General features: G+C 60.6%; 16 protein-coding genes. 2 read left to right on the forward strand and 14 right to left on the reverse strand.

The genetic code is table 11. The features are described from left to right. Positions 1-98: 98 nt before the first annotated feature. From OPU96_RS21440 to ssp4 (OPU96_RS21470), 7 genes are all read right to left on the reverse strand, one after another. Positions 99-989: a transglutaminase family protein gene (locus OPU96_RS21440; RefSeq protein WP_226455617.1), complete on the reverse strand. Its 891-nt coding sequence runs from the start codon at positions 987-989 to the stop codon at positions 99-101. Beyond that, positions 989-3475: a circularly permuted type 2 ATP-grasp protein gene (locus OPU96_RS21445; RefSeq protein ID WP_226455616.1), complete on the reverse strand. Its 2487-nt coding sequence runs from the start codon at positions 3473-3475 to the stop codon at positions 989-991. The genes OPU96_RS21440 and OPU96_RS21445 overlap by 1 nt, the downstream gene beginning before the upstream one ends. Before the next feature lie 149 nt (positions 3476-3624). After that, positions 3625-6915 carry a transglutaminase family protein gene (locus tag OPU96_RS21450; RefSeq protein ID WP_498559647.1) on the reverse strand — a complete coding sequence of 1097 codons (3291 nt, stop codon included), beginning with the start codon at positions 6913-6915 and terminating at the stop codon, positions 3625-3627. Positions 6916-7082: 167 nt separating this feature from the next. Then, positions 7083-7589, reverse strand: coding sequence for a hypothetical protein (locus tag OPU96_RS21455; RefSeq protein WP_226455614.1), 507 nt, complete (start codon positions 7587-7589; stop codon positions 7083-7085). After that, the gene (gene ssp4, locus OPU96_RS21460) at positions 7586-8500 is read right to left on the reverse strand and encodes an Ssp4 family T6SS effector (RefSeq protein WP_498559648.1); all 915 of its coding nucleotides are present in this window, start codon (positions 8498-8500) and stop codon (positions 7586-7588) included. Before ssp4 (OPU96_RS21460) ends, OPU96_RS21455 begins: the two co-directional genes overlap by 4 nt. 196 nt (positions 8501-8696) lie before the next feature. After that, positions 8697-9176: a hypothetical protein gene (locus tag OPU96_RS21465; protein ID WP_498559649.1), complete on the reverse strand. Its 480-nt coding sequence runs from the start codon at positions 9174-9176 to the stop codon at positions 8697-8699. Next, positions 9173-10087, reverse strand: a complete 915-nt coding sequence (ssp4, locus tag OPU96_RS21470) for an Ssp4 family T6SS effector (RefSeq protein WP_498559650.1) — start codon at positions 10085-10087, stop codon at positions 9173-9175. Before ssp4 (OPU96_RS21470) ends, OPU96_RS21465 begins: the two co-directional genes overlap by 4 nt. A gap of 187 nt (positions 10088-10274) precedes the next feature. Between ssp4 (OPU96_RS21470) and OPU96_RS21475 the strand changes: the two genes are divergently transcribed. Beyond that, positions 10275-10763, forward strand: coding sequence for an Hcp family type VI secretion system effector (locus OPU96_RS21475; protein WP_192300261.1), 489 nt, complete (start codon positions 10275-10277; stop codon positions 10761-10763). A 15-nt stretch (positions 10764-10778) separates the two neighbouring features. Here OPU96_RS21475 and OPU96_RS21480 read toward each other — a convergent pair whose 3' ends face one another. The 3 genes from OPU96_RS21480 to OPU96_RS21490 all read right to left on the reverse strand — a co-directional run bounded on the left by OPU96_RS21480 (position 10779) and on the right by OPU96_RS21490 (position 14666). Then, complete coding sequence (locus OPU96_RS21480) at positions 10779-11219, reverse strand: hypothetical protein (protein ID WP_498559651.1); 441 nt, start codon at positions 11217-11219, stop codon at positions 10779-10781. Beyond that, complete coding sequence (gene ssp4 / locus OPU96_RS21485) at positions 11219-12139, reverse strand: Ssp4 family T6SS effector (RefSeq protein ID WP_226455610.1); 921 nt, start codon at positions 12137-12139, stop codon at positions 11219-11221. Before ssp4 (OPU96_RS21485) ends, OPU96_RS21480 begins: the two co-directional genes overlap by 1 nt. 223 nt (positions 12140-12362) lie before the next feature. Then, a complete protein-coding gene (locus OPU96_RS21490; RefSeq protein ID WP_192300264.1) occupies positions 12363-14666 on the reverse strand; it encodes a YgiQ family radical SAM protein in 2304 nt (767 codons plus the stop codon). A 214-nt stretch (positions 14667-14880) separates the two neighbouring features. Between OPU96_RS21490 and OPU96_RS21495 the strand changes: the two genes are divergently transcribed. After that, entirely contained in the window at positions 14881-18849 is a 3969-nt protein-coding gene (locus tag OPU96_RS21495) for a dermonecrotic toxin domain-containing protein (RefSeq protein WP_498559652.1), read from the forward strand. A gap of 6 nt (positions 18850-18855) precedes the next feature. Here OPU96_RS21495 and dnaB read toward each other — a convergent pair whose 3' ends face one another. The 4 genes from dnaB to rpsR all read right to left on the reverse strand — a co-directional run bounded on the left by dnaB (position 18856) and on the right by rpsR (position 21989). After that, a complete protein-coding gene (gene dnaB, locus OPU96_RS21500) occupies positions 18856-20253 on the reverse strand; it encodes a replicative DNA helicase (RefSeq protein WP_192300266.1) in 1398 nt (465 codons plus the stop codon). 110 nt (positions 20254-20363) lie between these two features. Further along, positions 20364-20810, reverse strand: coding sequence for a 50S ribosomal protein L9 (gene rplI / locus OPU96_RS21505; protein WP_003171376.1), 447 nt, complete (start codon positions 20808-20810; stop codon positions 20364-20366). Positions 20811-20828: 18 nt separating this feature from the next. Continuing rightward, complete coding sequence (locus tag OPU96_RS21510; protein ID WP_192300267.1) at positions 20829-21722, reverse strand: YybS family protein; 894 nt, start codon at positions 21720-21722, stop codon at positions 20829-20831. A 36-nt stretch (positions 21723-21758) separates the two neighbouring features. After that, the gene (gene rpsR / locus OPU96_RS21515) at positions 21759-21989 is read right to left on the reverse strand and encodes a 30S ribosomal protein S18 (RefSeq protein ID WP_003171373.1); all 231 of its coding nucleotides are present in this window, start codon (positions 21987-21989) and stop codon (positions 21759-21761) included. Positions 21990-21991 lie beyond the last annotated feature (2 nt).

Here is a 21991-nt window from a genome sequence, read left to right on the forward strand (position 1 = left end):
GTATTAACCTGTAAACCATGTCCCCGGTTAGATATGTAAACGATGTCCCCGGTTTGTACCGGGGCAAGCCCGCTCACGACAAAAAGCCTGATAGCCAATCATTCCAGCGGCATCACCGTCACCCGCACCTCCGGGTCATGGCTACCGCCCCCCAGAATCACTCCCCGCAACGGCGACACATCGGAGAAATCCCGGCCCCAGGCCAGGGTGATGTGCTCCAGGGCCGGCTGCACATTGTTGGTCGGATCAAAATCCACCCAGCCCGATACCGGGCAATACACCGAAACCCATGCGTGGGACGCATCGGCGCCGATCAGCCGTGGCTGGCCGGGCGGAGGCTGGGTGAGCAGGTAGCCGCTGATATAACGCGCCGCCAGGCCACGCGAACGCAGGCAAGCGAGCATCAGGTGCGCAAAGTCCTGGCACACGCCACGGCGGCGCTCCAGCACTTCCACCAGCGGCGTGGCGACTTGGGTGGCTTCGGCATCAAAGGTGAATTCGCTGAAGATTTTTTCCATCAGCGCCTGCACACCGAGCAACAGCGGACGCCCCGGTGGGAAACAGCTGGCGGAGAACTCGACGAAGTTTTTCTTCAGGTGCACGTAGGGCGATTCGAAGCGGTAACGGATGGCTTCGATCAGCTCATCGGACAGCGGCTGGCTGCTGTAGGTCAGGCTGTCACGGGCTTGGTCCCAGGCGGGCGATTGCTGGAAGTCCAGCGTCGGACGCGCCAGCACCTCGACGGTCAGCCCGGCGTTCACCAGCAGTTCGTCGTGGGGGCGCTCGAAGGCCAGGCGGGTGATCGGGTTGCCGAACACGTCCAGCTCATCGCGCCGCGACGAGGGCTGCGGGCTGATTTCCAGTTGCTGCTGGGTGCAGCGCTGCCACGCACACGGCCGGGGCCACAGGTGCGCCAACTGCTGGGCCAGGGACACCGGGCTGTCATAGTGGTAATGGGTATCGTGGAAAATCTGGTAATGCGCACTCATCACACCGACACCGTTTGCTGGCTGACATCATCCACGTGGGCAAAATGGCGCAGCGCGAGGCGATCCGACACTTGCCCACTCTCATCGGCGACCGCTTGCAGCAGGTCGGCCAGGCCGTCCAGCGCGGCACGTACGCTGGATTCGCCGAACAGCGGGTTCTCCAGGCAACCCAGGTCGAAATGCGCAAGTCGCTCGACCAGCGGGCCAAGCCCGGTTTCCCGGGGCACGCCAAAATCATCGTTCAAGCGCCGCAGAGTGCGGCTCACCAGTTTCAATTGGAACAGCACTGCGTGGGGGTTCTGCTCGTCCAACAGCAACAAGTCGAGCACCGGGATCAACTGCGGCACCGCCAGGTAGCGTGAGCGGTAGGTGATGCTGCTGTTGCCCAGTTCGAGCAACCACTCCAGCCCCGCCTGATCGAACACCGCCACACCCCGCAGAAACGCCGCCAGGCTGCTGCTCAGAAACTGCAGGCGCTCGATACGTCGGCCCATCATCAAAAAGCGCCAACCTTCGTCACGGGTCATGTCGTCCAGGGCAAATCCGGACAGCGCCGCCAGGGACATCACCAGCCGGTTGAGGAAATCCAGCAATTCGCCGAAATCCGGCGCTTGGCTTTCCAACTCCAGGGCTTCGCGCTGCAACTCCACCAGCGCCTGCCAGTTCTCCCGGGACAACTTGCCCCGCACCTGGGACGCGGCCCACTGCAAACGCTGCAGATTGGCGCGCAGGCTCGACGGCCAGTCGTCACCGAGCATGGCACCCAGCAGGCGTTCGGGTAGCTCGCCCTCCTCCGGCAGCAACCGCAGGTTCTCGCCCAACTCCACCGCCGCTTGCAAGGCCAGCGGATCGTCGCCATCGACATAACGCGCCAGCACGATGCGCAGCCAGCGCGCACTGTCATCGCAGCGCTCGCAATAACGACCGAACCAGAACAGGTTTTCCACCACGCGGGACGGCAGGTAAGGATCGCGGCGCACCAGGTCATGGGCGCCGATGGTGCGCTGCGCACGCCATTGCTCGCCACCCGGCGCGCGTTCGCCGAGCACCCAGGTGTCCTTGCTCGCGCCGCCTCGTTGCATCGACACCACTTCGGCATCGGCTTGCGCCGCTACACGCGTCAGGCCGCCGGGCAACACGCGATAACCGTCATCGCTGGCCACGGCGTACACTCGCATGCCGATGGCGCGGTGTTGCAGATGGTCCTCCACGGTGTGCCACACCGGCGCCTGGGACAGCTGCGCCAGCTCTTGGGCGACGTAGGCGTAAGGGCGCGCGCGCATGCGTTCGGCCAGGGCCAGGCGTTGTTTGTCGTCCAGATCGCGCCCGAACACCGGAGCAAAACTTTGCGACGCAAACGCCGGCTTGATCAGCAGCTCGGGCAGTTTCTCAAGCGCTTCGGCCAGTACCGGCGCTTCACCGCACCACCAGGTGGCGATGGAGGGCAGGATCAACGCCTCGCCGAACAGGAACTCATTGATCTTCGGCAGGAAACCAAGCAACCCCGGCGACTCCAGCACGCCGCTGCCCAAGGCATTGGCCACCAGCACATTGCCTTGGCGCACGGCATCGAGCAGGCCGGGCACGCCCAACGCCGAGTCGGTGCGCAGTTCCAGCGGGTCGCAGAAATCGTCGTCGAGACGGCGCATGATCGCGTGCACCCGGCGCAGGCCGCTGAGGGTCTTGAGGAACACACTGCTGTCGCGCACGGTGAGGTCGCCGCCCTCCACCAGCGGGTAGCCGAGCTGGCGCGCGAGGTAGAGGTGTTCGAAGTAGCTTTCGTTGAAGCGCCCCGGCGTGAGCAGCACGATCAGCGGCGGCTGGTCATCGCCGGGGGCCTGGCGGGCCAGGGTTTCCTGCAGGGTGCGGAAGAAACCGGTGAGGTGCTGCACCTGCAAGTCGCGGTACAGGTCCGGAAAGGCGCGGGACACGATGGTGCGGTTTTCCAGTGCATAACCGGCGCCCGACGGCGCCTGGGTGCGGTCGGCAGTGACCCACCAGCGGCCGTCGGGTGTGCGCGCCAGGTCCACGGCGTAAAGATGCAGGAACGCGCCGTCCGGCGGTTGGATGCCCTGGCACGGCCACAGGAAGTTGTTGTGTCCAAATACCAGCTCGGCCGGCAGCAGGCCTTCCTTGATCAGGCGCTGCGGGCCGTATAGGTCGGCGAGCACGGCATTGAGCAGGCGCGCGCGCTGGACGATCCCCGCTGCCAGGTGCTGCCACTCTTCGGCGGCGAGCACATGGGGCAGCAGGTCCAGTTCCCAGGGACGGTCGGCGCCCTTAGGGTCGGCATAGACGTTGTAGGTCACGCCGTTTTCCTGGATCTGCCGGGTCAGCAGCGCCTGGCGCTGGGCCAGTTGCGCGGGGGTGCTGCGTTGCAGGTGGTCGAGCAAGCGCTGCCAATGGGCACGCACCGCACCGCTGTCGTCCAGCAGTTCGTGATAAGTGCCCGCGGTCAGCGGGTAACGGTCGAGCAAGTCGGACATGGAACGCTCGGCAGAGGCAAAGAAGGTCGGATTCACCACAGTCTAATGTGGGAGCTGGCTTGCCTGCGATAGCAGTGGGTCAGTCACCAGAAGTATCGACTGGTACACCGCTATCGCAGGCAAGCCAGCTCCCACATTTTGAACTGCGTTCAGTCATTTTTATTGGGGAAGCGTCGTAAATCCAGGGTCATTGGCAATTCATCATTGATCACCAGGGACGGCACCGGAAGCTTCCCTGGGCTATGCCCAAGGCGGAAAAACCGCGCCATCCGCCGACTCTCCGCCTCGTTGGCATTCACCGGCAAACTGTCGTAATTGCGCCCGCCCGGATGGGCGACGTGGTACTGGCAGCCGCCCAGTGAACGTTGCATCCAGGTATCCAGCAAATCAAATACCAGCGGCGCATGCACCGGGATGGTCGGTTGCAGGCAGTTGGCCGGTTGCCAGGCGCGGTAACGCACGCCGGCGACAAACTCGCCCACGCGGCCGGTGGCCTGCAATGGCACCGGGATGCCGTTGCAGGTCAGCAGGTAGCGTTGCGGCGCCAGGCCGGTCAACTTGACTTGCAGGCGCTCCAGGGACGAATCCACATAGCGCACCGTGCCGCCCACCGCGCCCTCCTCGCCCAGTACGTGCCAAGGTTCGAGGGCCTGGCGCAGTTCCAGTTCGATACCGCTGACGGCGTAGTCGCCGACCTTGGGGAAGCGGAACTCCAGGTGCGCGGCAAACCATTCGGCGCGCAGCGGGTAGCCGGCGGCGTTGAGTTCGACGATCACGTCAGCGAAGTCCTGCTCGATAAAGTGCGGCAGCAGGAAGCGGTCATGCAACTCGGTGCCCCAGCGCGCCAGCTTTGGCGGCGCGTAGGGTTCGCGCCAGAACCGAGCGACCAGGGCACGCAGCAGCAGTTGTTGGGTCAGGCTCATGCGCGCATGGGGCGGCATTTCAAACGCGCGTAGTTCCAGCAAGCCCAGGCGGCCGGTGGCGCCGTCCGGCGAATAGAGTTTGTCGATGCAGAATTCGGCGCGATGGGTGTTGCCGGTCACGTCGATCAACAGGTTGCGCAGCAGGCGATCGACCAACCACGGCGGACATTCTTCACCCGGCTCAGGCATTTGCGCGAAGGCGATTTCCAGTTCATACAACGCGTCGTTACGTGCTTCATCCACCCGTGGTGCCTGGGACGTCGGGCCGATAAACAGCCCGGAAAACAGGTAGGACAACGAAGGATGGTTATGCCAGTAGCTGATCAGGCTGCGCAGCAGATCAGGTCGGCGCAGGAACGGTGAATCCTTGGGCGTCGCGCCGCCGAGTACAAAATGGTTACCGCCGCCGGTGCCGGTGTGGTGCCCGTCGATCATGAATTTTTCCGTGGTCAGGCGGGTTTGCCGCGCCTCTTCGTAGAGGAATTCGGTGCGTTCGACCAGCTCGTCCCAACTGGCGGACGGCTGCACGTTGACCTCGATCACACCCGGGTCCGGCGTCACGCGGAAGTTGCTCAGGCGTGCATCGGCAGGCGGTTCGTACCCCTCCAGCAGCACCGGGCAATGCAACTCTTCGGCAGTGGCCTCGATGGCGGCGACCAGTTCCAGATAATCCTCGACACGCTCCAGCGGCGGCATGAACAGGTAGAGGCGCCCTTCCCGCGCTTCGGCGCACAACGCGGTGCGGGTCAGCCAGTCGGCGGATTCGTCCACGCTGGGCGTACGCTCATCGCTCGGCGCAGGTTCGCCGTGGCTGTTCAACTGGGCGGTCGTGGGCAGCCCCGGCTGATCCTGGTTCGGGTCCGTCGGGTGCACAAACGGATACTCCGCCGCCGTCACCCACGGCTGCGACGCCAATGGCAGGCGATAGCCCAAGGGCGAATCCCCCGGCACCAGGCGGCAGTGGTTATCGCGCAAGTACCAGCGCCCGCTCTGCCAGCGGTCGTTGGCAGCCGTACGCGCCAGCGGCAGGACCTGGCCGATGACTTTGTCCAAGCCCTGGCTGAACACTTTGCGCAGGCGTTCGCGCTCCAGGTCGTCGCTTAGACGCGGGTCCTGGGCGGTGACGTTTTGCGGCAACGCGCCTTCGCGCCACAGGTAGTAGAAGTTGTCTTCAAACGCCGGGAATACAAAACGCGCCGGCAGTTTGAGGCGCTCGGCGACGCTGGCGAGGAAACGCCCGGCCATGGCGCCGTCCGCGCCGTAGTCTTGTTGTTCATCGGCGATCAGCGCGCTGTTGTGCCAGATCGGTACGCCGTCGCGACGCCAGTAGCAATTGAGTGACCAGCGCGGCAATTGCTCGCCGGGGTACCACTTGCCCTGGCCGAAGTGCACCAGGCCCTTGGGCGCGTAGTGCTTGCGCAGGCGCTGGAACAACTCGGCAGACAGCCGGCGCTTGTCCGGGCCGAGGGCCGCGGTGTTCCATTCGGCGCCGTCGGGGTCGTCGATGGAAACGAAGGTCGGCTCGCCACCCATGGTCAGGCGCACATCCCCCTTTAGCAGGTCGCCATCGATCTGCCGGCCGAGGGCCTGGATCGCCAGCCATTGTTCTTCGGTGTAGGGCTTGGTGACGCGCGGCGCCTCCCAAATCCGCTCAACCGACATTTCGTGAGTGAATTCGCACTCGCACGGTTCCACCAAGCCACTGATCGGGGCGGCAGACGATGGATCGGGACTACAGGCCAACGGGATATGGCCTTCACCAGCAAACAGACCGGAGGTGGCATCCAGGCCGATCCAGCCGGCGCCGGGCAAATACACTTCGCACCAGGCGTGCAAGTCGGTGAAGTCCACCTCGGTGCCGGACGGCCCGTCGAGGGCTTTGACGTCGGCGGTGAGCTGGATCAAGTAGCCAGACACAAACCGCGCCGCCAACCCCAGGTTGCGCAGCAATTGCACCAGCAGCCACGCCGAGTCACGGCAGGAACCGGAGGCGTTTTCCAGGGTGAACTCCGGCGTCTGCACGCCCGGCTCCATGCGGATCAGGTAGCCGATATCGGCAGCCAGGCGTTGGTTGAGGCCCACCAGGAAATCCACCGCCGGCAATGGCGTGCGGTCGATACCGGCCAGGTAGGCGCCGAACTTCGGCGTCAACGGCAAGGTCTCCAGGTACGGCGCCAGCTCGCGCTGCTCATCGGCGGCATAGCTGAAAGGGATTTTTTCGGCGTAGGGCTCGAGGAAAAAGTCGAACGGATTGAACACCGCCATCTCGGCGACCAGATCGACTTCGATACGCAGCTCGGCAGTCTTTTCCGGGAACACCAGACGCGCCAGGTAATTGCCCTGGGGATCTTGCTGCCAATTGATGAAATGCTGCTCGGGCAGCACTTTCAGCGCGTAGGACAAAATCCGCGTACGGCTGTGGGCCGCCGGGCGCAAACGCACGATCTGCGGGCCGAGTTCGACAGCGCGGTCGTAGCGGTAATGCGTAACGTGGTGCAACGCGACATGAATCGACACGGCGGCCTCCTGCGAGCCAGGGCATGGGGTTTGACGCGCGCAAGACTTATGCCAGCGCGGCAGTCATTGCACTTTGTCGTACGGCCCGGTGCAGTACAGCACCAAAACGGCGCCAACGTAGGTGCCCTGGTGCAACAGTTGCACATATTTGTGGCGGGCGTGGGGGATTACCTCGGTTTCTTTATTCTTATTATTGCGCGCTCGTGTTTGCGTCGTTTCTCGATGGCGTCCATTACCTTGCTGCGCAGGCGGCGAAGTTCTACGCAGTTGGCACGCATTTCCCCGTGGCGTTTACTGCTAAGCAGTACTAAACCGAGCAGCGGCCATACGACGCTTTCTACGTAAATAAATGGATGCGGTGAAAACCGAAAAGCCGGTAAAGCGAACAATAGGCAGGCGATGAAAAGACCGTACATGCCCCAGACCCATTTTGGTCGCCCGTAAGCGATCATGAAATTGCAGAGGGTGATAAAGAGGGCCAACACGACACAGGCTTTCTCAGCAGCAGACGCCGATAAAGCCCACGGAGCTGTGCGCGGGTAGTAGTGTTCCAACAGCGCCACGACAGCGGTCCCGCCTAAAATACCCATGAAGATGGCACCCATAAAGACGGGAAAAAACCGCAAAAGAAAGGGGCGCACCGGTATAAGAAATCTCACTCTGAAAAATTTCATTCCGAGATTTCCTCATGCAGCCCAACCGCGATAATCCGGATGTTCCCAGACCTCACACTGCCAGCAATACTCGATACGGCGCCAAGGGCATCAAGCATCTGAATCATGGTCCCACGCCTTACTTCAGACGAAGTGAAACGCTTGGGCATCTCACCAGTCATCTGCTTTAGCTTGAGCATTTTTCGGGATATTTCCGGATGGTTGATACTTATCAGCTCCTTGGTGAGCTTCACCCGCTCCTGCCGATTCAACCCTTTGAGCACTTGGTGTGTACTTCTCCCCGTTGCCTTTTTGAACGAATTAACCATTCGAATCGTAGACCTTGCTGTGTTGCCAGCACCTAGTAATGAGGCGGCGTCTAGCCCAAGCGTTACGGCTTGATACCATTCGTTGCGGTCGAGTTCATCATTAAGTGCTGGGTCTACAAATTCATTTCGCGTTCGTCGCATACCAATCGCGCATTGGAGAGTGCTTGCCGAAGCGCCTACGACGCTAATCGCGGCAACTACACCTGTGGCTCCAAAAGTAAACGGGGTCAGCGCTGCGCCCCCCAGTATCACCAACCAACTAATCACCGCCGAACCACACGCAAAGCCCGCATTCACCGCCTCAAACGTCACATCCGCCTCACGCGGCTCATTCGCCAGCCGCCGTGCAAACTCCACCCGCCCGACATAACTGGGCGCCTCCCGCAAAATCACCTTCTTGGGCACAACGCTGCAAATCGGCTGGAACTCGCGCAACACGATCACCCGCAACTGCGCATCGAGGTACACCACGCCAGCACCGACAATCGCCGGATCAGCATCAATGGCGGCAAACAACTTACGCAGATCAATCGTGCTTTCCACCCACTGCCGCGTCGTCAAGTGCGCACTGGGGAACCCGTCTTTCAACACACTGGAAGTCATCCCTTAACTCCGGTTTTTCACAAGAGCGCAGAGGGTAAAGACTGAGCATCGCGTAAAAATGTCAGAAGCTTCGCTTTATCCAGACAGGCACTTCCTGATCACGGTGTAGCGTCTTGTAGGCCATGTCCCGAATAAGAAAAAGTACGCCCCGCGCCACTACCGGCGGACATCATTACAGGGAACGACAATAGGGGAGTCACCTCGATTTCTTTATTCGGATTATTGCGCGCTCGTGTTTGCGTCGTTTCTCGATGTCCACCGTGACTTTGCGGCGCATATGACGAAGCTCTACGGCCGTGGCGCGCATTTCTCGATGGCGCTTGCTGTGAAGCAGTAGAAGACCAAAGGCCGGCCAAAAAACACTACTGGCGTAAACAAATGGATGTGGCGAAAACTGAAAAGCTGGCAAAGCAACCAGTAAACAGGCAAAGAACAGGCCGTACATGCCCCAGACCCACTTCGGTCGCCCATAGGCGATCATGAAATTGCAGTGCGTGATAAAGCAGGCCAGCACCACAGCCGCAGCTTCAGCAGCCGAATTCGATAAGGAGGGTAAGTAATAGTTTTCAACCAGCACGACAGCGGCAGCACCACCGAAGAGACCCGAAAAAATCACGCCGATAAACACGGGAAAATTAAGGACCAGAAAAGGTCGAAGTGGCACGAGGAATTTCATTCTGACGCTTGCTCGTAGAGTCCTAACGCAATTGTCCGAGTGTTCCCGGACCGCACACTGCCAGTAATGCTTGAGATAGCGCCAACGGCGTCAACCATCTGCACGACGGTCCCACGCTTTATTTCGGCCGAGGTGTAGCGCTTGGGTAGCTCTCCAGCCATTTGCTTCAGTTTGATCATTTTCCGGCTGATTTCTGGGTGGTTGATACTCAGTAACTCCTTGGTCAACTTTACCCGTTCCTGTCGACTCAGCCCTTTTAGTACCTGATGCGTGTTTTTCCCCGTTGTCTTTTTGAGCATGCTGACAAATCGAACCGTCGACATCGCCGCATTACTAGCACCTAACAACGAAGCGGCATCCAATCCGGCCATTACGGCCTGGTACCACGGTTCACCATCCAAAGCGTCGTTACGAGCAGGGTCAGTCATTTCGTTGTAAGTCCGACGAGCGCCGATCACGCATTGAACTGAACTGGCTATCGCTGACGAATAACCAATGGCAGCAACCACACCCGTCGCCCCAAAGGTAAAAGGACTCAGCGCCGAGCCGCCCACCATCACCAACCAACTGATCACCGCCGAAGCACACGCAACCCCCGCATTCACCGCCTCAAACGTCACATCCGCCTCTCTCGGCTCATTCGCCAACCGCCGCGCAAACTCCACCCGCCCGACATAACTGGGCGCCTCCCGCAAAATCACCTTCTTGGGCACAACGCTGCAAATCGGCTGGAACTCGCGCAACACGATCACCCGCAAGTGCGCATCGAGGTACACCACGCCAGCACCGACAATCGCCGGATCAGCATCAATGGCGGCAAACAACTTACGCAGATCAATCGTGCTTTCCACCCACTGCCGCGTCGTCAAGTGCGCACTGGGGAACCCGTCTTTCAACACACTGGAAGTCATCCCTTTACTCCGGTTTTTCACAAGAGCGCAGAGGGTAAAGACTGGGCATCGCGTAAAAATGTCAGAAGCTTCGCTTTATCCAGACAGGCACTTCCTGATCACGGTGTAGCGTCTTGTAGGCCATGTCCCGAATAAGAAAAAGTACGCCCCGCGCCACTACCGGCGGACACCAGTACAGGGAACGACAATGGCAACTGATATGTTTTTGAAGTTGGGCGACATCAAGGGCGAATCCAGGGATCAGGCCCATCGCGATGAAATCGAGATCAGCCGCTGGGGCTGGGGCATGTCGCAGACGGGCTCGATGCATAGCGGCAGCGGCGGTGGTGCGGGCAAGGTCAATATCGAGAACCTGTCCATCTCGAAAGTGATGGATAAGTCCTCACCCAACCTGATGATGGCCTGCTCCACCGGCAAGCATTACCCGCAAGCGCGGCTGGTGGTGCGCAAGGCCGGGGGCAGCAGTGCGGTGGAGTATCTGGTGATCACCTTGAAGGAGGTGATGGTGACGTCCTACCAAACCGACGCGGTGAAAAACAGTGACGAACTGACAGAGGTCATCGGCTTGAATTTCGCAAGCGTCGAAGTCAGCTACCAACCGCAGAAAGCCGACGGCGGCAAGGACGGCGGTGCGGTGAAATACGGTTGGAACATTCGTCAGAACGTGAAAATCTGACCACGCGAGCCAAGGCTACAACCCCACCTTGGCCGCCTCACGCAAGCGGCGCACACCCACCAGCTTGCCCACCATCGCCCGATAGCCCTTGCCGTTGATCAGCAACAACCCCAACAGTGGCCAGAACAGACATTCGCTGTAGATAAACCAGTGGGGGCCATAGGCCAGTGTCGGCAGGGTCACCAGCAGACACACCACGAAAAACCCGACCATACCCCACACCGCCCAGGCGTGCCCGCGCACGACCAGGATGTTGCTGAGGGTCACGAACAGCGCGGCAAACAGCACCACGAACCACGACACCGTCGCGTTGGTAGCCATCGGCACGTCGGCGAAGTAGGTGCTGGCAGCCAGGGAAATAGCGCCGGAGCCGCCCAGGCAGCCTGCGAGAATCACACCGATGAACGACGGGAAATGTTCCAGCAGGAATGGTTTCAACGACGGCACGCCACGCATTATTCGGACTCCTCGTACAAGCCAATCGCCAGGGTTTTCTTGACGTTATCCGAACGAGCCAGCCCCCAGCTGCCGAGCCCGGCGCCGAAGGCGTCGCCGATCTGCACGATGGTGGCGTGCTTGAGCTGGGTCGGGGTGAACCGCTTGGTCAACTCGCCACGCAGTTGCAGGAGCTTGCGCATCTTGGTCGACATCTGCGGGTCAGCAAGTTTCAGCAATTCCTTGGTCAGCTTCTCCCGCTCCTGGCCGTTGAGGCCCTTGAGCACCTGGCGCAAGCTTTTGCCGGTGGAGGCGCGGGTGACGTTGATCAGTTTGACCGTGGTCAGCGTCGACGCGCCCACGCCGACCAAGGCCGCGCCGTCCATGATTTTTGTCGCGGTCTGATACCACTCTTCGTTATCCAGGTAGTCGTTCATGCCTGGATTGACGATTTCATTGCGCGTGCGATACGCACCGAAGAAGCACGAGGCGGTACTGGCCGTGGCGCTGGCATAGCCGATCACGGTCATCACCGAACTGGCGCCGGCGGTGAACGGCACGGCGATAGTACCGCTCAGGACAACGAGCCAACCGATGATCGCCCCGCCGCAGGACAATGTGGTGTTGATGGCTTCGCCGATCAGCCGTCCTTCGCGCGGGTTGTTGACGACCTGGTCGGCGAACTGTGCCGGCGCGATGTATTTCTGTGCCTCGCGCACAATGATGCGCTTGGGCAGGATGCTGCAGATCGGCTTGAATTCGCGCAGGGTGACAACGTTGAAGTCGGCGTCGATATACACCACGCCGGCGCCGACGATAGCGGGGTCGGCGTCGATGGCGGCGAATAGCCGGGGTACGTTGATTTCACTTTCTATGCGCTGGCGCGCCATGAACTGGGAGCGGTTGGAGTCCATGCCGATGCCGGCCAGGGGGTTGCCCATGGGGGTGTTCTTCCTTGAAATTGATGTTGGCTGACCTGACGCCTTCGCGGGCAAGCCCGCTCCCACATTTGGCCGCATTCCCACAGGATAAACGCGGTCATCTGTAGGAGCGGGCTTGCCTGCGATGGCGATTGAATGGGCGCCACCTTAACAAACCGGCGCGCCACCGAATAGAAAGCAAAACGCCAGCACTCGGCTGGCATTTTGCATATTCACGCGTCGATCAACGCGGCACCACCGGCTTGCGCGCAGGCTTGCCGCCCTTGCCCTTCGCCGCATCGCTACGTTCCTTGGCGGCCTGCTTGTTGCGGGCCTGGGCCGCGGCCTTGGCTTGCTCACGCTTGTCCCACGGGTTGCTGCCGTCACTGCCGCGCGGTGGCAGACCGGTGTGCTGGGTGAGGATCCTGGTGGTGGTTTCCTTGGCGACCTTATGGCTGCCGGCCGGCGTCGAGTTCTTGCGACGGGCGCTCTGGTAGCTGTCAGTGCTCGGCTGGTGCAGCGGGATCAACTGCTCCTTGCCCGGACCGATCAGGTCGGCGCGGCCCATGCGGGTCAGTGCCTCACGCAGCATCGGCCAGCCTTTGGGGTCGTGATAACGCAGGAACGCCTTGTGCAGACGGCGCTGCTCTTCGCTCTTGACGATGGTCACCGCGTCGCTCTTGTAGGTGACCTTGCGCAGCGGGTTCTTGCCCGAGTGGTACATGGCCGTGGCAGTGGCCATAGGCGACGGGTAGAACGCCTGCACCTGGTCGGCACGGAAGCCGTTGCCCTTGAGCCACAGGGCCAGGTTCATCATGTCTTCATCGGTGGTGCCCGGGTGGGCGGCGATGAAGTACGGGATCAGGTACTGCTCCTTGCCCGCTTCCTTGGTGTACTTCTCGAACATGCGCTTGAACTTGTCATAGCTGCCAATGCCCGGCTTCATCATCTGGTTGAGCGGACCTTCCTCGGTGTGTTCCGGGGCGATCTTGAGGTAACCACCCACGTGGTGGGTTACCAGCTCCTTGACGTATTCCGGCGACTCGACCGCAAGGTCGTAGCGCAGGCCGGACGCGATCAGGATCTTCTTCACCCCCGGCAACGCACGAGCGCTGCGGTACAGCTGGATCAGGGAAGAGTGGTCGGTGTTCAGGTTCGGGCAGATGCCGGGGAACACGCACGACGGCTTGCGGCACGCGGATTCGATTTCCGGGCTCTTGCAGGCGATGCGGTACATGTTCGCGGTCGGACCGCCGAGGTCGGAGATCACTCCGGTAAAGCCCGGGACCTTGTCGCGGATCTCTTCGATCTCGCGAATGATCGACTCTTCGGAACGGTTCTGGATGATGCGGCCTTCGTGCTCGGTGATCGAGCAGAAGGTGCAGCCGCCGAAGCAGCCACGCATGATGTTCACCGAGAAGCGGATCATGTCGTAGGCCGGGATCTTCTCCTTGCCATACGCCGGGTGCGGGACGCGGGCGTAAGGCATGCCGAACACGTAGTCCATTTCTTCGGTGGTCATCGGGATGGGCGGCGGGTTGAACCACACATCCACTTCACCATGCTTCTGCACCAGGGCGCGGGCGTTACCTGGGTTGGTCTCCAGGTGCAACACGCGGTTGGCGTGGGCGTAGAGCACCGCATCGCCGCGGACTTTTTCCACGGAAGGCAGGCGTATCACCGTTTTGTCGCGGGTCATGCGCGGGCTGGCCAGGATCTGTACGACCTTGGCTTCTTCCGGGTCATCCACCGGCCCCTTTTCCTGCTCGATGGCGCAGGCCTGGGTGTCCTGGGTGTTGACGTACGGGTTGATGATCTTGTCGATCTTGCCCGGGCGGTCGATACGCGTGGAGTCCACTTCGTACCAGCCTGCCGGCGTGTCACGACGAATGAACGCGGTACCGCGCACGTCGGTGATGTCTTCGATCTTGTGGCCCCACGACAGGCGCTGGGCGACTTCGACAATCGCCCGCTCGGCGTTGCCGTACAGCAGGATGTCGGCGCAGGCGTCGATCAGGATCGAGTTGCGTACGCGATCCTGCCAGTAGTCGTAGTGCGCGATGCGGCGCAGGGAGGCTTCGATGCCACCGAGCACGATCGGCACGTGCTTGTAGGCTTCCTTGCAGCGCTGGCTGTACACCAGGCTGGCGCGGTCCGGGCGTTTGCCGGCCATGCCGCCGGGGGTGTAGGCGTCGTCGGAGCGGATTTTCTTGTCGGCGGTGTAGCGGTTGATCATGGAGTCCATGTTGCCGGCCGCGACGCCGAAGAACAGGTTCGGCTCGCCGAGCTTCATGAAGTCGTCTTTGGACTGCCAGTTCGGTTGGGCAATGATCCCGACGCGGAAGCCCTGGGACTCCAGCAGCCGGCCGATGATCGCCATGCCGAACGACGGATGGTCAACGTAGGCATCACCAGTGACGATGATGATGTCGCAGGAATCCCAGCCAAGCTGATCCATCTCCTCCCTGCTCATGGGCAGGAATGGCGCTGGACCGAAGCATTCGGCCCAATACTTGGGATAGTCAAATAACGGCTTGGCTGTTTGCATGACGGTGACCGGTGTTGAGATGAAAAATCGCGGGGGCGGAATATAGCACAAATTTTGACCAATTCCGACGGCAATGGTCGGCTTTTACCACGCCCCCTGCTTAATCCGGCAACAAGCCTAATTTGCGGGTGTGCGGGGCCTAATCCGCTAGGCCCTTGCCCTACGGCGCCATGAATAGGCTTTCGCAACGCCCCCTATTCCGTTGGAAATGCCGATGAACAGTCACACCGCTCTATCCCCGCCCGCCCCGGGCCCCGATGCCCACGCAGACTTCATCAAAACCCAGCTCCCCACATGGCTGGCCCGAGCGCCGGCGGATATACGCACCGCCTTGCGCAACAGTTTGCTCAAAGGCAATCAATCCAGGCATCAACTTCAAGCGGTCTTCGATCGCATCCAGAGCCCGGAGGCGTTCGCGCTCCCCCTGCTCGAGCAGGCCATGAAGAGTGAGTACCTGACGCTGCTGGATGCGAAGACGTCGATCCTGGTTCGCGAGTGGAAAACCAGCCACCTGCTCGGACTGCTGCATACCCACGCACGCACCACCGAACAATCCCTTCTGGAAGCGGCGCTACAGAACTTCGAGGCGTCGGAGGCTGAAGACGATGGCATGGAGGCAGGCTCGAAGATTCTTAACACCAGCGCCTCCGGGCGCATTGATACATTGCAATCACCCACCCTCTTCGCCGGCTTCTGTCGCCGGCTGGACCTGGGCGGCAAATACCTCAACCATATTCGCGCGGTCATCAAATCCAGCGTGGTGGTGCGCGGACACTTCCGCGAGCACGAACAACACAAGCTCGCCGTGGCTGCTCAGTTGGCCTACCTCAAGGGCGACATACCGCAAACCCTTTACGAGGACTTGAGCGGCCTCACAGAACACGGCCATCACGTTGCCCTGACCTGCAACCATCTGACCATCGGCGGGGTGGTGCTGCCCAGCGTTCTGGTTATCTACGACCTCCGGGCCGAGACCCAGCCAATCCTCTACACCCCCGAAGATCCGACAGCCCCCATCCGTCTACACCAGACGATGCAGGAACTGGAAACACAACTCACCGCACGCCTTCTGCAACCGCAATACCTGGCGTTTTTCAAAGGCCTGGTCCCCGTGCACTTGCGAGAATCACTACTGGCCGTGAAGCCCAGTTGGGTGGATTGGCTGCCTGTTGGCTCACCGGGAAAAATCAGGCCCGCCCACCTGGAAAAACCGCTGACACTGACTGGCATCACTGGCCATCTGTTCCAAGCCATCAGCTTGAAGCGTTTCGCGCAGATCGAAAGCGACGCTTGCGCAGTGGCAGTCCCCACAGCACAGGCCGACATTATCAGCCGACAAAAGCGCTTGCAGTACTACATAGACCTGGGCAAATCCCTGCTGTTTTTCGCCGCATCGTTCGTGCCCATCGTGGGTGAAGCGCTCCTGATTGTCACCGGCGCGCAATTGATCGGCACGGTCTACAACGGGTTTGCCGCCTGGCGCCGAGGCGACAGCCACGCAGCGCTCGAAGATCTGTTGGACGTGATCGACAATGTCGCCATGGCCGTCGCCACCGCCGGCGCCATCAAGGCCGGACGGTTCACTGCGGGGCTGGTGAAAGTACAGGTGCGCAACCAAGGATGGCGCCTGTGGCACGCTGACCTGAAGCCTTACCGTCAGCCGGAAGCGCTGCCCAACCATTGGGTTGCCGACAAACAGGGGCTGTATTCTCACGAACAGCAGTACTACGTGAAACTGGATGACCATGCCTATGCCGCCCGACGCTCACCCATTGGCAGCCAATGGGAGCTGTCACACCCCTCTGACCCGCATGCGTACTCGCCGCCGCTGCTCACCAATGGCGCAGGCGGTTGGCGCCACGCGCACGAGACGCCCCTGGACTGGGACAACTTCAAACTGATCAAGCGACTGGGCCCCGACGCTGCCAACATCAAGCCACACGCCGTCGAACCTATCCTGTTGCTAAGCGGCGCAGACACCACGACGATACGCCTGGCCCATGAAGAGATGGTCCGTCCACCGCCCTTACTGCGTGACACCGTCAGGCACTTCAACCTGGACCAGGAAATCAGTGATTTCAACCTGGAACGCGCCGAGGGTGCCTCGGTGACAGCGCTATCGCCACTTATTCAGTTTCACCTGCTGGGCTCGCTGCCGGAGTGGCCCGCCTCGTACGTATTGAGGGTCGTGGACAAGCAACAGAAAATTTTGATGAGCGCCGGCAATGGAACACTGCAAATCAACGTCAGTGAGGCCCGGTTCAGAAAGGGAGAGCTGTTGCATGTGGTGCAAGAGCAGTTGCCACAGACCGAGTTCAATCAGCTTTTGCCCCCTACCCCCATCGACTATTTCACCAAAACCGAAAACCTGGCCACGGTATTGACCAAGCACGCCTCGCAAAAAAAACAGTGGCTGTTTTCCCAGCTCAATGGCGCAAGTGAAACCGCCATCACCCCGGCTGAAACAAGCATGCGCACACTCATACCGGAACTGACCAAAAGCCACCTCGAAGAACTGGAGTCCACGCTTACGCAGCCGGAACACCAGCGCCTGCAAAAGGGCGAAGGCCTGCCCGACCTATTGCTTGAGGAGGCCAACGCCTACCGCTGCGCGGCAGACGCCACGCGGCTAAAAAGCAGTATTTTCCTCGGCTCGATGCGCAACCGCGAGAGCGTGCCGATGGCGCTGTACACCCTGGAACAGATTCCCGGCTGGCCCGCCTCCCACAGGCTTGAACTGTATGATGGCAGCGCCGACGGCCCGCTTCTGGGGAGTATCGGTGACGGCGAGGCCAGCGCACCGCATGCCTTGATCCGACAAGGCGAGCTATACGCCATCCACGACGCCCAAGGGGCACAACCGAGCGCCCCCCTTCCTCTGCCTGAGGCGATTGAGCAAACACTCTCCCCCACTGAACACAGCGCACTGCTCAGCCAATCGGGCACAACCAGCCTTGAGCAGGCACTGCACAAAACCGCCCAACGGCTATTGGCCGAGGGCCCGACGCCTTGCCGAGCCTTGCCGCCTTTCCCGCCGGCATCAAACGGCGCAGGAATAGCACTCGACCCGCTATTCGCGGAAACGGCGCCGTTGTCCGGGCTGACAGCAGGGCCTGACAACATCCATCGAACCCCTGCGCTATCGGACGGCAGTTGCCGTTATTACATTCAAGACAGTCAGAAATATTACCGAGTCAAACCTGCCCATCCGGGATGGCGGCTGATCGACACCCGCAGCCCTTTCAGGTTCTATCAACCCTACCTGCGTAGCAAAGCCGGAGGGGGCTGGGAAATTGATCCCGCCAAAGGAAAATTACTCGGCGGAGAAAACTCCCCTACACCGTCAGCTGAAGACATGGATTCGAGCGCGGATTTTGAGTCGACCCACACCTCCAGCACGTACCTGTCCGCCGAAGAGGGCTGGGTAAAGGCGCAATACACACGTCAAGAACTGAACCACATGCGCGCCGAGCGCGGCTATCAATTCAGCCAAAACTACCGGGGTCATTATGATCGTGCCAACAACGGCCGTTATCCGCTACGCGACCAACAAGGCAAGCCGATGCGTATTCGGCTGCTACAAAGTCGAGGAAGATCGTTAACGTCCAACCGTGTATACGAGAATATTCAGCTTCGTCCATACATCCGGTGGGAAGGCTATGAAAGCGTCGCACAGCTTTATGAAGACAAACTCGAGGTGGTGCCCTTCACAGCAGCCCATCAACGATTTCCCCAAGAAGCCTCGCTGATCGGCCAAGCCACCGTTATCAGCCGGCGCCCCCTCGCAGCCGGTGAAGCACTGGGTGTCTACGGTGGAGAGTTGTTGCCCCTGTTCATTGCCAAGGCGCGCAGGGACCCTTATCTGATGGCAGTGAAAAACGTCAGGCCGACCACTCCCTTTGCAGTGAATACCCAGCCAGTGCTCTCTGGAGACAATGTGCTGTCGCGGATCAACACCCTATTTGACTACGACACTGCGGGCACCCCGGTCCGGCAGGCCGCCACTGGCTATAACGTTGAAGCCGCGCAGTTTCGGGTCCAGGCCCAAACAGGCGACGGCCCTTCGGAGCAACTGATCCTCACCGGGCTTTTTGCCAGCGAAAACATCCAAGCGGGCAGTGAATTACGCTGGAACTACCAATACGACGAAGCCACGATCCGGGATCTGTTTGCCAGGCCTTAGCCAGCGTTACTCGTCATCGTCGAAGTTGTAGCTACCCGGCGCCAGGTTCTCGAAGCGAGTGTACTTGCCGATGAACGCCAGGCGGATAAAGCCGATCGGCCCGTTCCGCTGCTTACCGATAATGATTTCGGCGATGCCCTTGTGCTCGGTCTCGGGGTGGTACACCTCGTCGCGATACACGAACATGATGACGTCGGCGTCCTGCTCGATCGCTCCGGATTCCCGCAAGTCGGAGTTCACCGGGCGCTTGTTGGGACGCTGTTCCAGGGAGCGGTTGAGCTGGGACAACGCCACCACCGGGCAGTTGAATTCCTTGGCCAGGGCCTTGAGGGACCGGGAAATCTCGGAAATCTCGTTGGTGCGGTTGTCGCCGCTGGAGCCGGGGATCTGCATCAATTGCAGGTAGTCGATCATGATCAGCGCAATGTCGCCGTGCTCACGCACCAGGCGGCGGGTACGTGCGCGCATCTCCGACGGGCTGATGCCCGCGGTGTCATCGATGAACAACTTGCGATCGTTGAGCAGGTTGACCGCCGAGGTCAGGCGCGGCCAGTCGTCGTCTTCCAGGCGACCGGCACGGACCTTGGTCTGGTCGATACGGCCCAGGGACGAGAGCATCCGCATGATCAGCGATTCACCTGGCATCTCCAGGGAGTACACCAATACGGTCTTGTCGCTGCGCAACACGGCGTTTTCCACCAGGTTCATCGCAAAGGTGGTTTTACCCATGGATGGACGGCCGGCGACGATGATCAGGTCGGCCGGTTGCAGGCCGCTGGTCTTCTCGTCGAGGTCGGTGTAGCCGGTGGAAATACCGGTGATGGCGTTATCGGTATTGAACAGCGTGTCGATACGGTCGATGGCCTTGGTCAACAGCTCGTTGACGCCCACCGGGCCGCCAGTCTTCGGGCGTGCTTCGGCGATCTGGAAGATCTGGCGTTCGGCTTCGTCGAGGATCTCGGCGGCGGTGCGGCCTTCGGGGTTGAAGGCACTGTCGGCGATTTCGGTGCTGATGCCGATCAACTGGCGCAGGGTGGCGCGCTCGCGGACGATCTGCGCATACGCCTTGATGTTGGCGACGGACGGCGTATTTTTTGCCAGTTCACCGAGGTAGCCCAGACCGCCGACTTGGGAGGTCTGGCCTTCCTTGTCCAGCTGCTCGGCCAGGGTCACCACGTCGATCGGCGAGTTCTGGTCGGCCAGCTTGGCGATGGCACGGAAGATCAGGCGGTGGTCATGGCGATAGAAATCACCGTCCGAGACTTGATCCAGCACGCGCTCCCAGGCGTTGTTGTCCAGCATCAAGCCACCGAGCACGGCCTGTTCGGCCTCGATGGAATGCGGCGGCACCTTCAGGGCAGCGGTTTGCAGATCGTATTGCTCAGGAGCTGAAATATCGTTCATGGCCACTTGGAATTTGGGGTGTGTAGAAAAACAAAAGGCACGACCTGTAAACAGGATCGTGCCCGATGTTAACCGGCTGACACCGTAGGTGCCAGTCAGTTAGGTGCGACTTAAGCTGCTACCACGACAACGCGTACGGTGGCTTCAACTTCGGCGTGCAGGTGCACGGCTACGTCGAATTCGCCTACGTTGCGGATGGTGCCGTTCGGCAGACGAACTTCGCTCTTCTGCACTTCAACGCCGGAGGCGGTCAGTGCATCAGCGATGTCGTGGGTGCCGATCGAACCGAACAGCTTGCCTTCGTCACCGGCGGTGGCAGTGATAGTCACTTCCAGCTCAGCCAGTTGGGCAGCGCGAGTTTCGGCCGAAGCTTTCTTGTCTGCTGCTGCTTTTTCCAGCTCAGCACGACGCTCTTCAAACGCAGCCAGGTTGGCAGCGGTTGCAGCGGTGGCTTTGCCGTATGGCAGCAGGTAGTTACGACCGTAGCCGGCCTTAACGTTCACTTTGTCGCCCAGGTTGCCCAGGTTGGCGACTTTTTCCAGAAGGATCAGTTGCATGTGAAAATCCTCTAACTTTTAACCTTCACCGTTCGCGTTGTCGGCGTCTTTCGGCGCCAGACGACCGCGAAAATCAATCAGGCCGTCGACAATGGCCAAGACCACGAGTAACGGATAGATCAGCTGCATGAACAGCAACAGCGTGACGTACAACCCCACCAGCCAGAATTTGGCCAGGCGCTTTCGCGCAACCAGCCCATGAATCAGGGCCAATCCGGCAAACACCAGCGGTACGCTGCAAATCGGCGCCAACACGGCCATCTGTGGGCCGAAATTCGGCCCGACAACCATGCACGCCAGCAGCAACATCGCCGGCCCCGCTGGGATTCTGATACTGCGAAATTCGCGACCAAAACCACCCGGGTTGTACAACAACGCCTGCCAATAGCGCCCAACAATCAGGCTCAGCACGCTGACGACCTGCAACAATGCCGCAATCAGGCCGGTCAGGACCGGGGCAATCAGTGACGCAAACCGCGCTCGCTCATCTACCGACAATTGCTGGTAGAGATCCCCGAGGGCCATCGGCAGGATCTTGACGATCTCTTGCGACAGCGCTTCGATTTGCGGGCGGAAAGCCGCGCCAAGCATCACTGAGTACACCAACCCCAATGCCACGCTGACCAGCAGCGTGCGGACCCAGGACTCACTTGCGCGCAGAACCAACGCAAGGCTCGATGACCCCAGCAGTACCAGAAGTACCCGTGGATCACCCAATTGCACCCACCAGATCAAGGCAGGCAACAATCCCAGGGCAAGAACGCCAAGGGCGTCCTTCAAACCGCGCCGCAGCAGCACAAGGCAACCAGCGGCAGCACCCAACCAATAAAGCAACGGCAATGCCGCACATCCAGCCACTACCAGAGTGGCCTGCACACGACCGCGCATGATGAACTCAGCTAAGGCGCGCATGCATTCAATCCCTTACTACTTGTCGACTGCCCGGTCTCAGCGGCCGTGGCTGTCGGTGTAGGCCAGCAGGGCCAGGAAGCGGGCGCGCTTGATAGCGGTGGCCAGCTGACGCTGATAACGAGCTTTGGTACCGGTGATACGGCTTGGAACGATTTTGCCGGTCTCGGATACGTAGGCTTTCAGAGTGTTGAGATCTTTGTAATCGATCTCCTTCACTTCTTCAGCGGTGAAGCGGCAGAATTTACGACGACGGAAGAAACGTGCCATTT

This window comes from Pseudomonas sp. RP-B7, assembly GCF_059803535.1.

What these genes read in the sequence shown, in the direction of transcription:
- rpsR (WP_003171373.1), bottom strand. Translation starts at nt 21,989, where the DNA reads ATGGCACGTTTCTTCCGTCGTCGTAAATTCTGCCGCTTCACCGCTGAA.
- rplI (WP_003171376.1), bottom strand. Translation starts at nt 20,810, where the DNA reads ATGCAACTGATCCTTCTGGAAAAAGTCGCCAACCTGGGCAACCTGGGC.
- OPU96_RS21475 (WP_192300261.1), top strand. Translation starts at nt 10,275, where the DNA reads ATGGCAACTGATATGTTTTTGAAGTTGGGCGACATCAAGGGCGAATCC.
- OPU96_RS21480 (WP_498559651.1), bottom strand. Translation starts at nt 11,219, where the DNA reads ATGCGTGGCGTGCCGTCGTTGAAACCATTCCTGCTGGAACATTTCCCG.
- dnaB (WP_192300266.1), bottom strand. Translation starts at nt 20,253, where the DNA reads ATGAACGATATTTCAGCTCCTGAGCAATACGATCTGCAAACCGCTGCC.
- OPU96_RS21445 (WP_226455616.1), bottom strand. Translation starts at nt 3,475, where the DNA reads ATGTCCGACTTGCTCGACCGTTACCCGCTGACCGCGGGCACTTATCAC.
- OPU96_RS21440 (WP_226455617.1), bottom strand. Translation starts at nt 989, where the DNA reads ATGAGTGCGCATTACCAGATTTTCCACGATACCCATTACCACTATGAC.
- OPU96_RS21510 (WP_192300267.1), bottom strand. Translation starts at nt 21,722, where the DNA reads ATGCGCGCCTTAGCTGAGTTCATCATGCGCGGTCGTGTGCAGGCCACT.
- OPU96_RS21455 (WP_226455614.1), bottom strand. Translation starts at nt 7,589, where the DNA reads ATGAAATTTTTCAGAGTGAGATTTCTTATACCGGTGCGCCCCTTTCTT.
- ssp4 (WP_226455610.1), bottom strand. Translation starts at nt 12,139, where the DNA reads ATGGGCAACCCCCTGGCCGGCATCGGCATGGACTCCAACCGCTCCCAG.
- ssp4 (WP_498559648.1), bottom strand. Translation starts at nt 8,500, where the DNA reads ATGACTTCCAGTGTGTTGAAAGACGGGTTCCCCAGTGCGCACTTGACG.
- OPU96_RS21495 (WP_498559652.1), top strand. Translation starts at nt 14,881, where the DNA reads ATGAACAGTCACACCGCTCTATCCCCGCCCGCCCCGGGCCCCGATGCC.
- OPU96_RS21465 (WP_498559649.1), bottom strand. Translation starts at nt 9,176, where the DNA reads ATGAAATTCCTCGTGCCACTTCGACCTTTTCTGGTCCTTAATTTTCCC.
- ssp4 (WP_498559650.1), bottom strand. Translation starts at nt 10,087, where the DNA reads ATGACTTCCAGTGTGTTGAAAGACGGGTTCCCCAGTGCGCACTTGACG.
- OPU96_RS21490 (WP_192300264.1), bottom strand. Translation starts at nt 14,666, where the DNA reads ATGCAAACAGCCAAGCCGTTATTTGACTATCCCAAGTATTGGGCCGAA.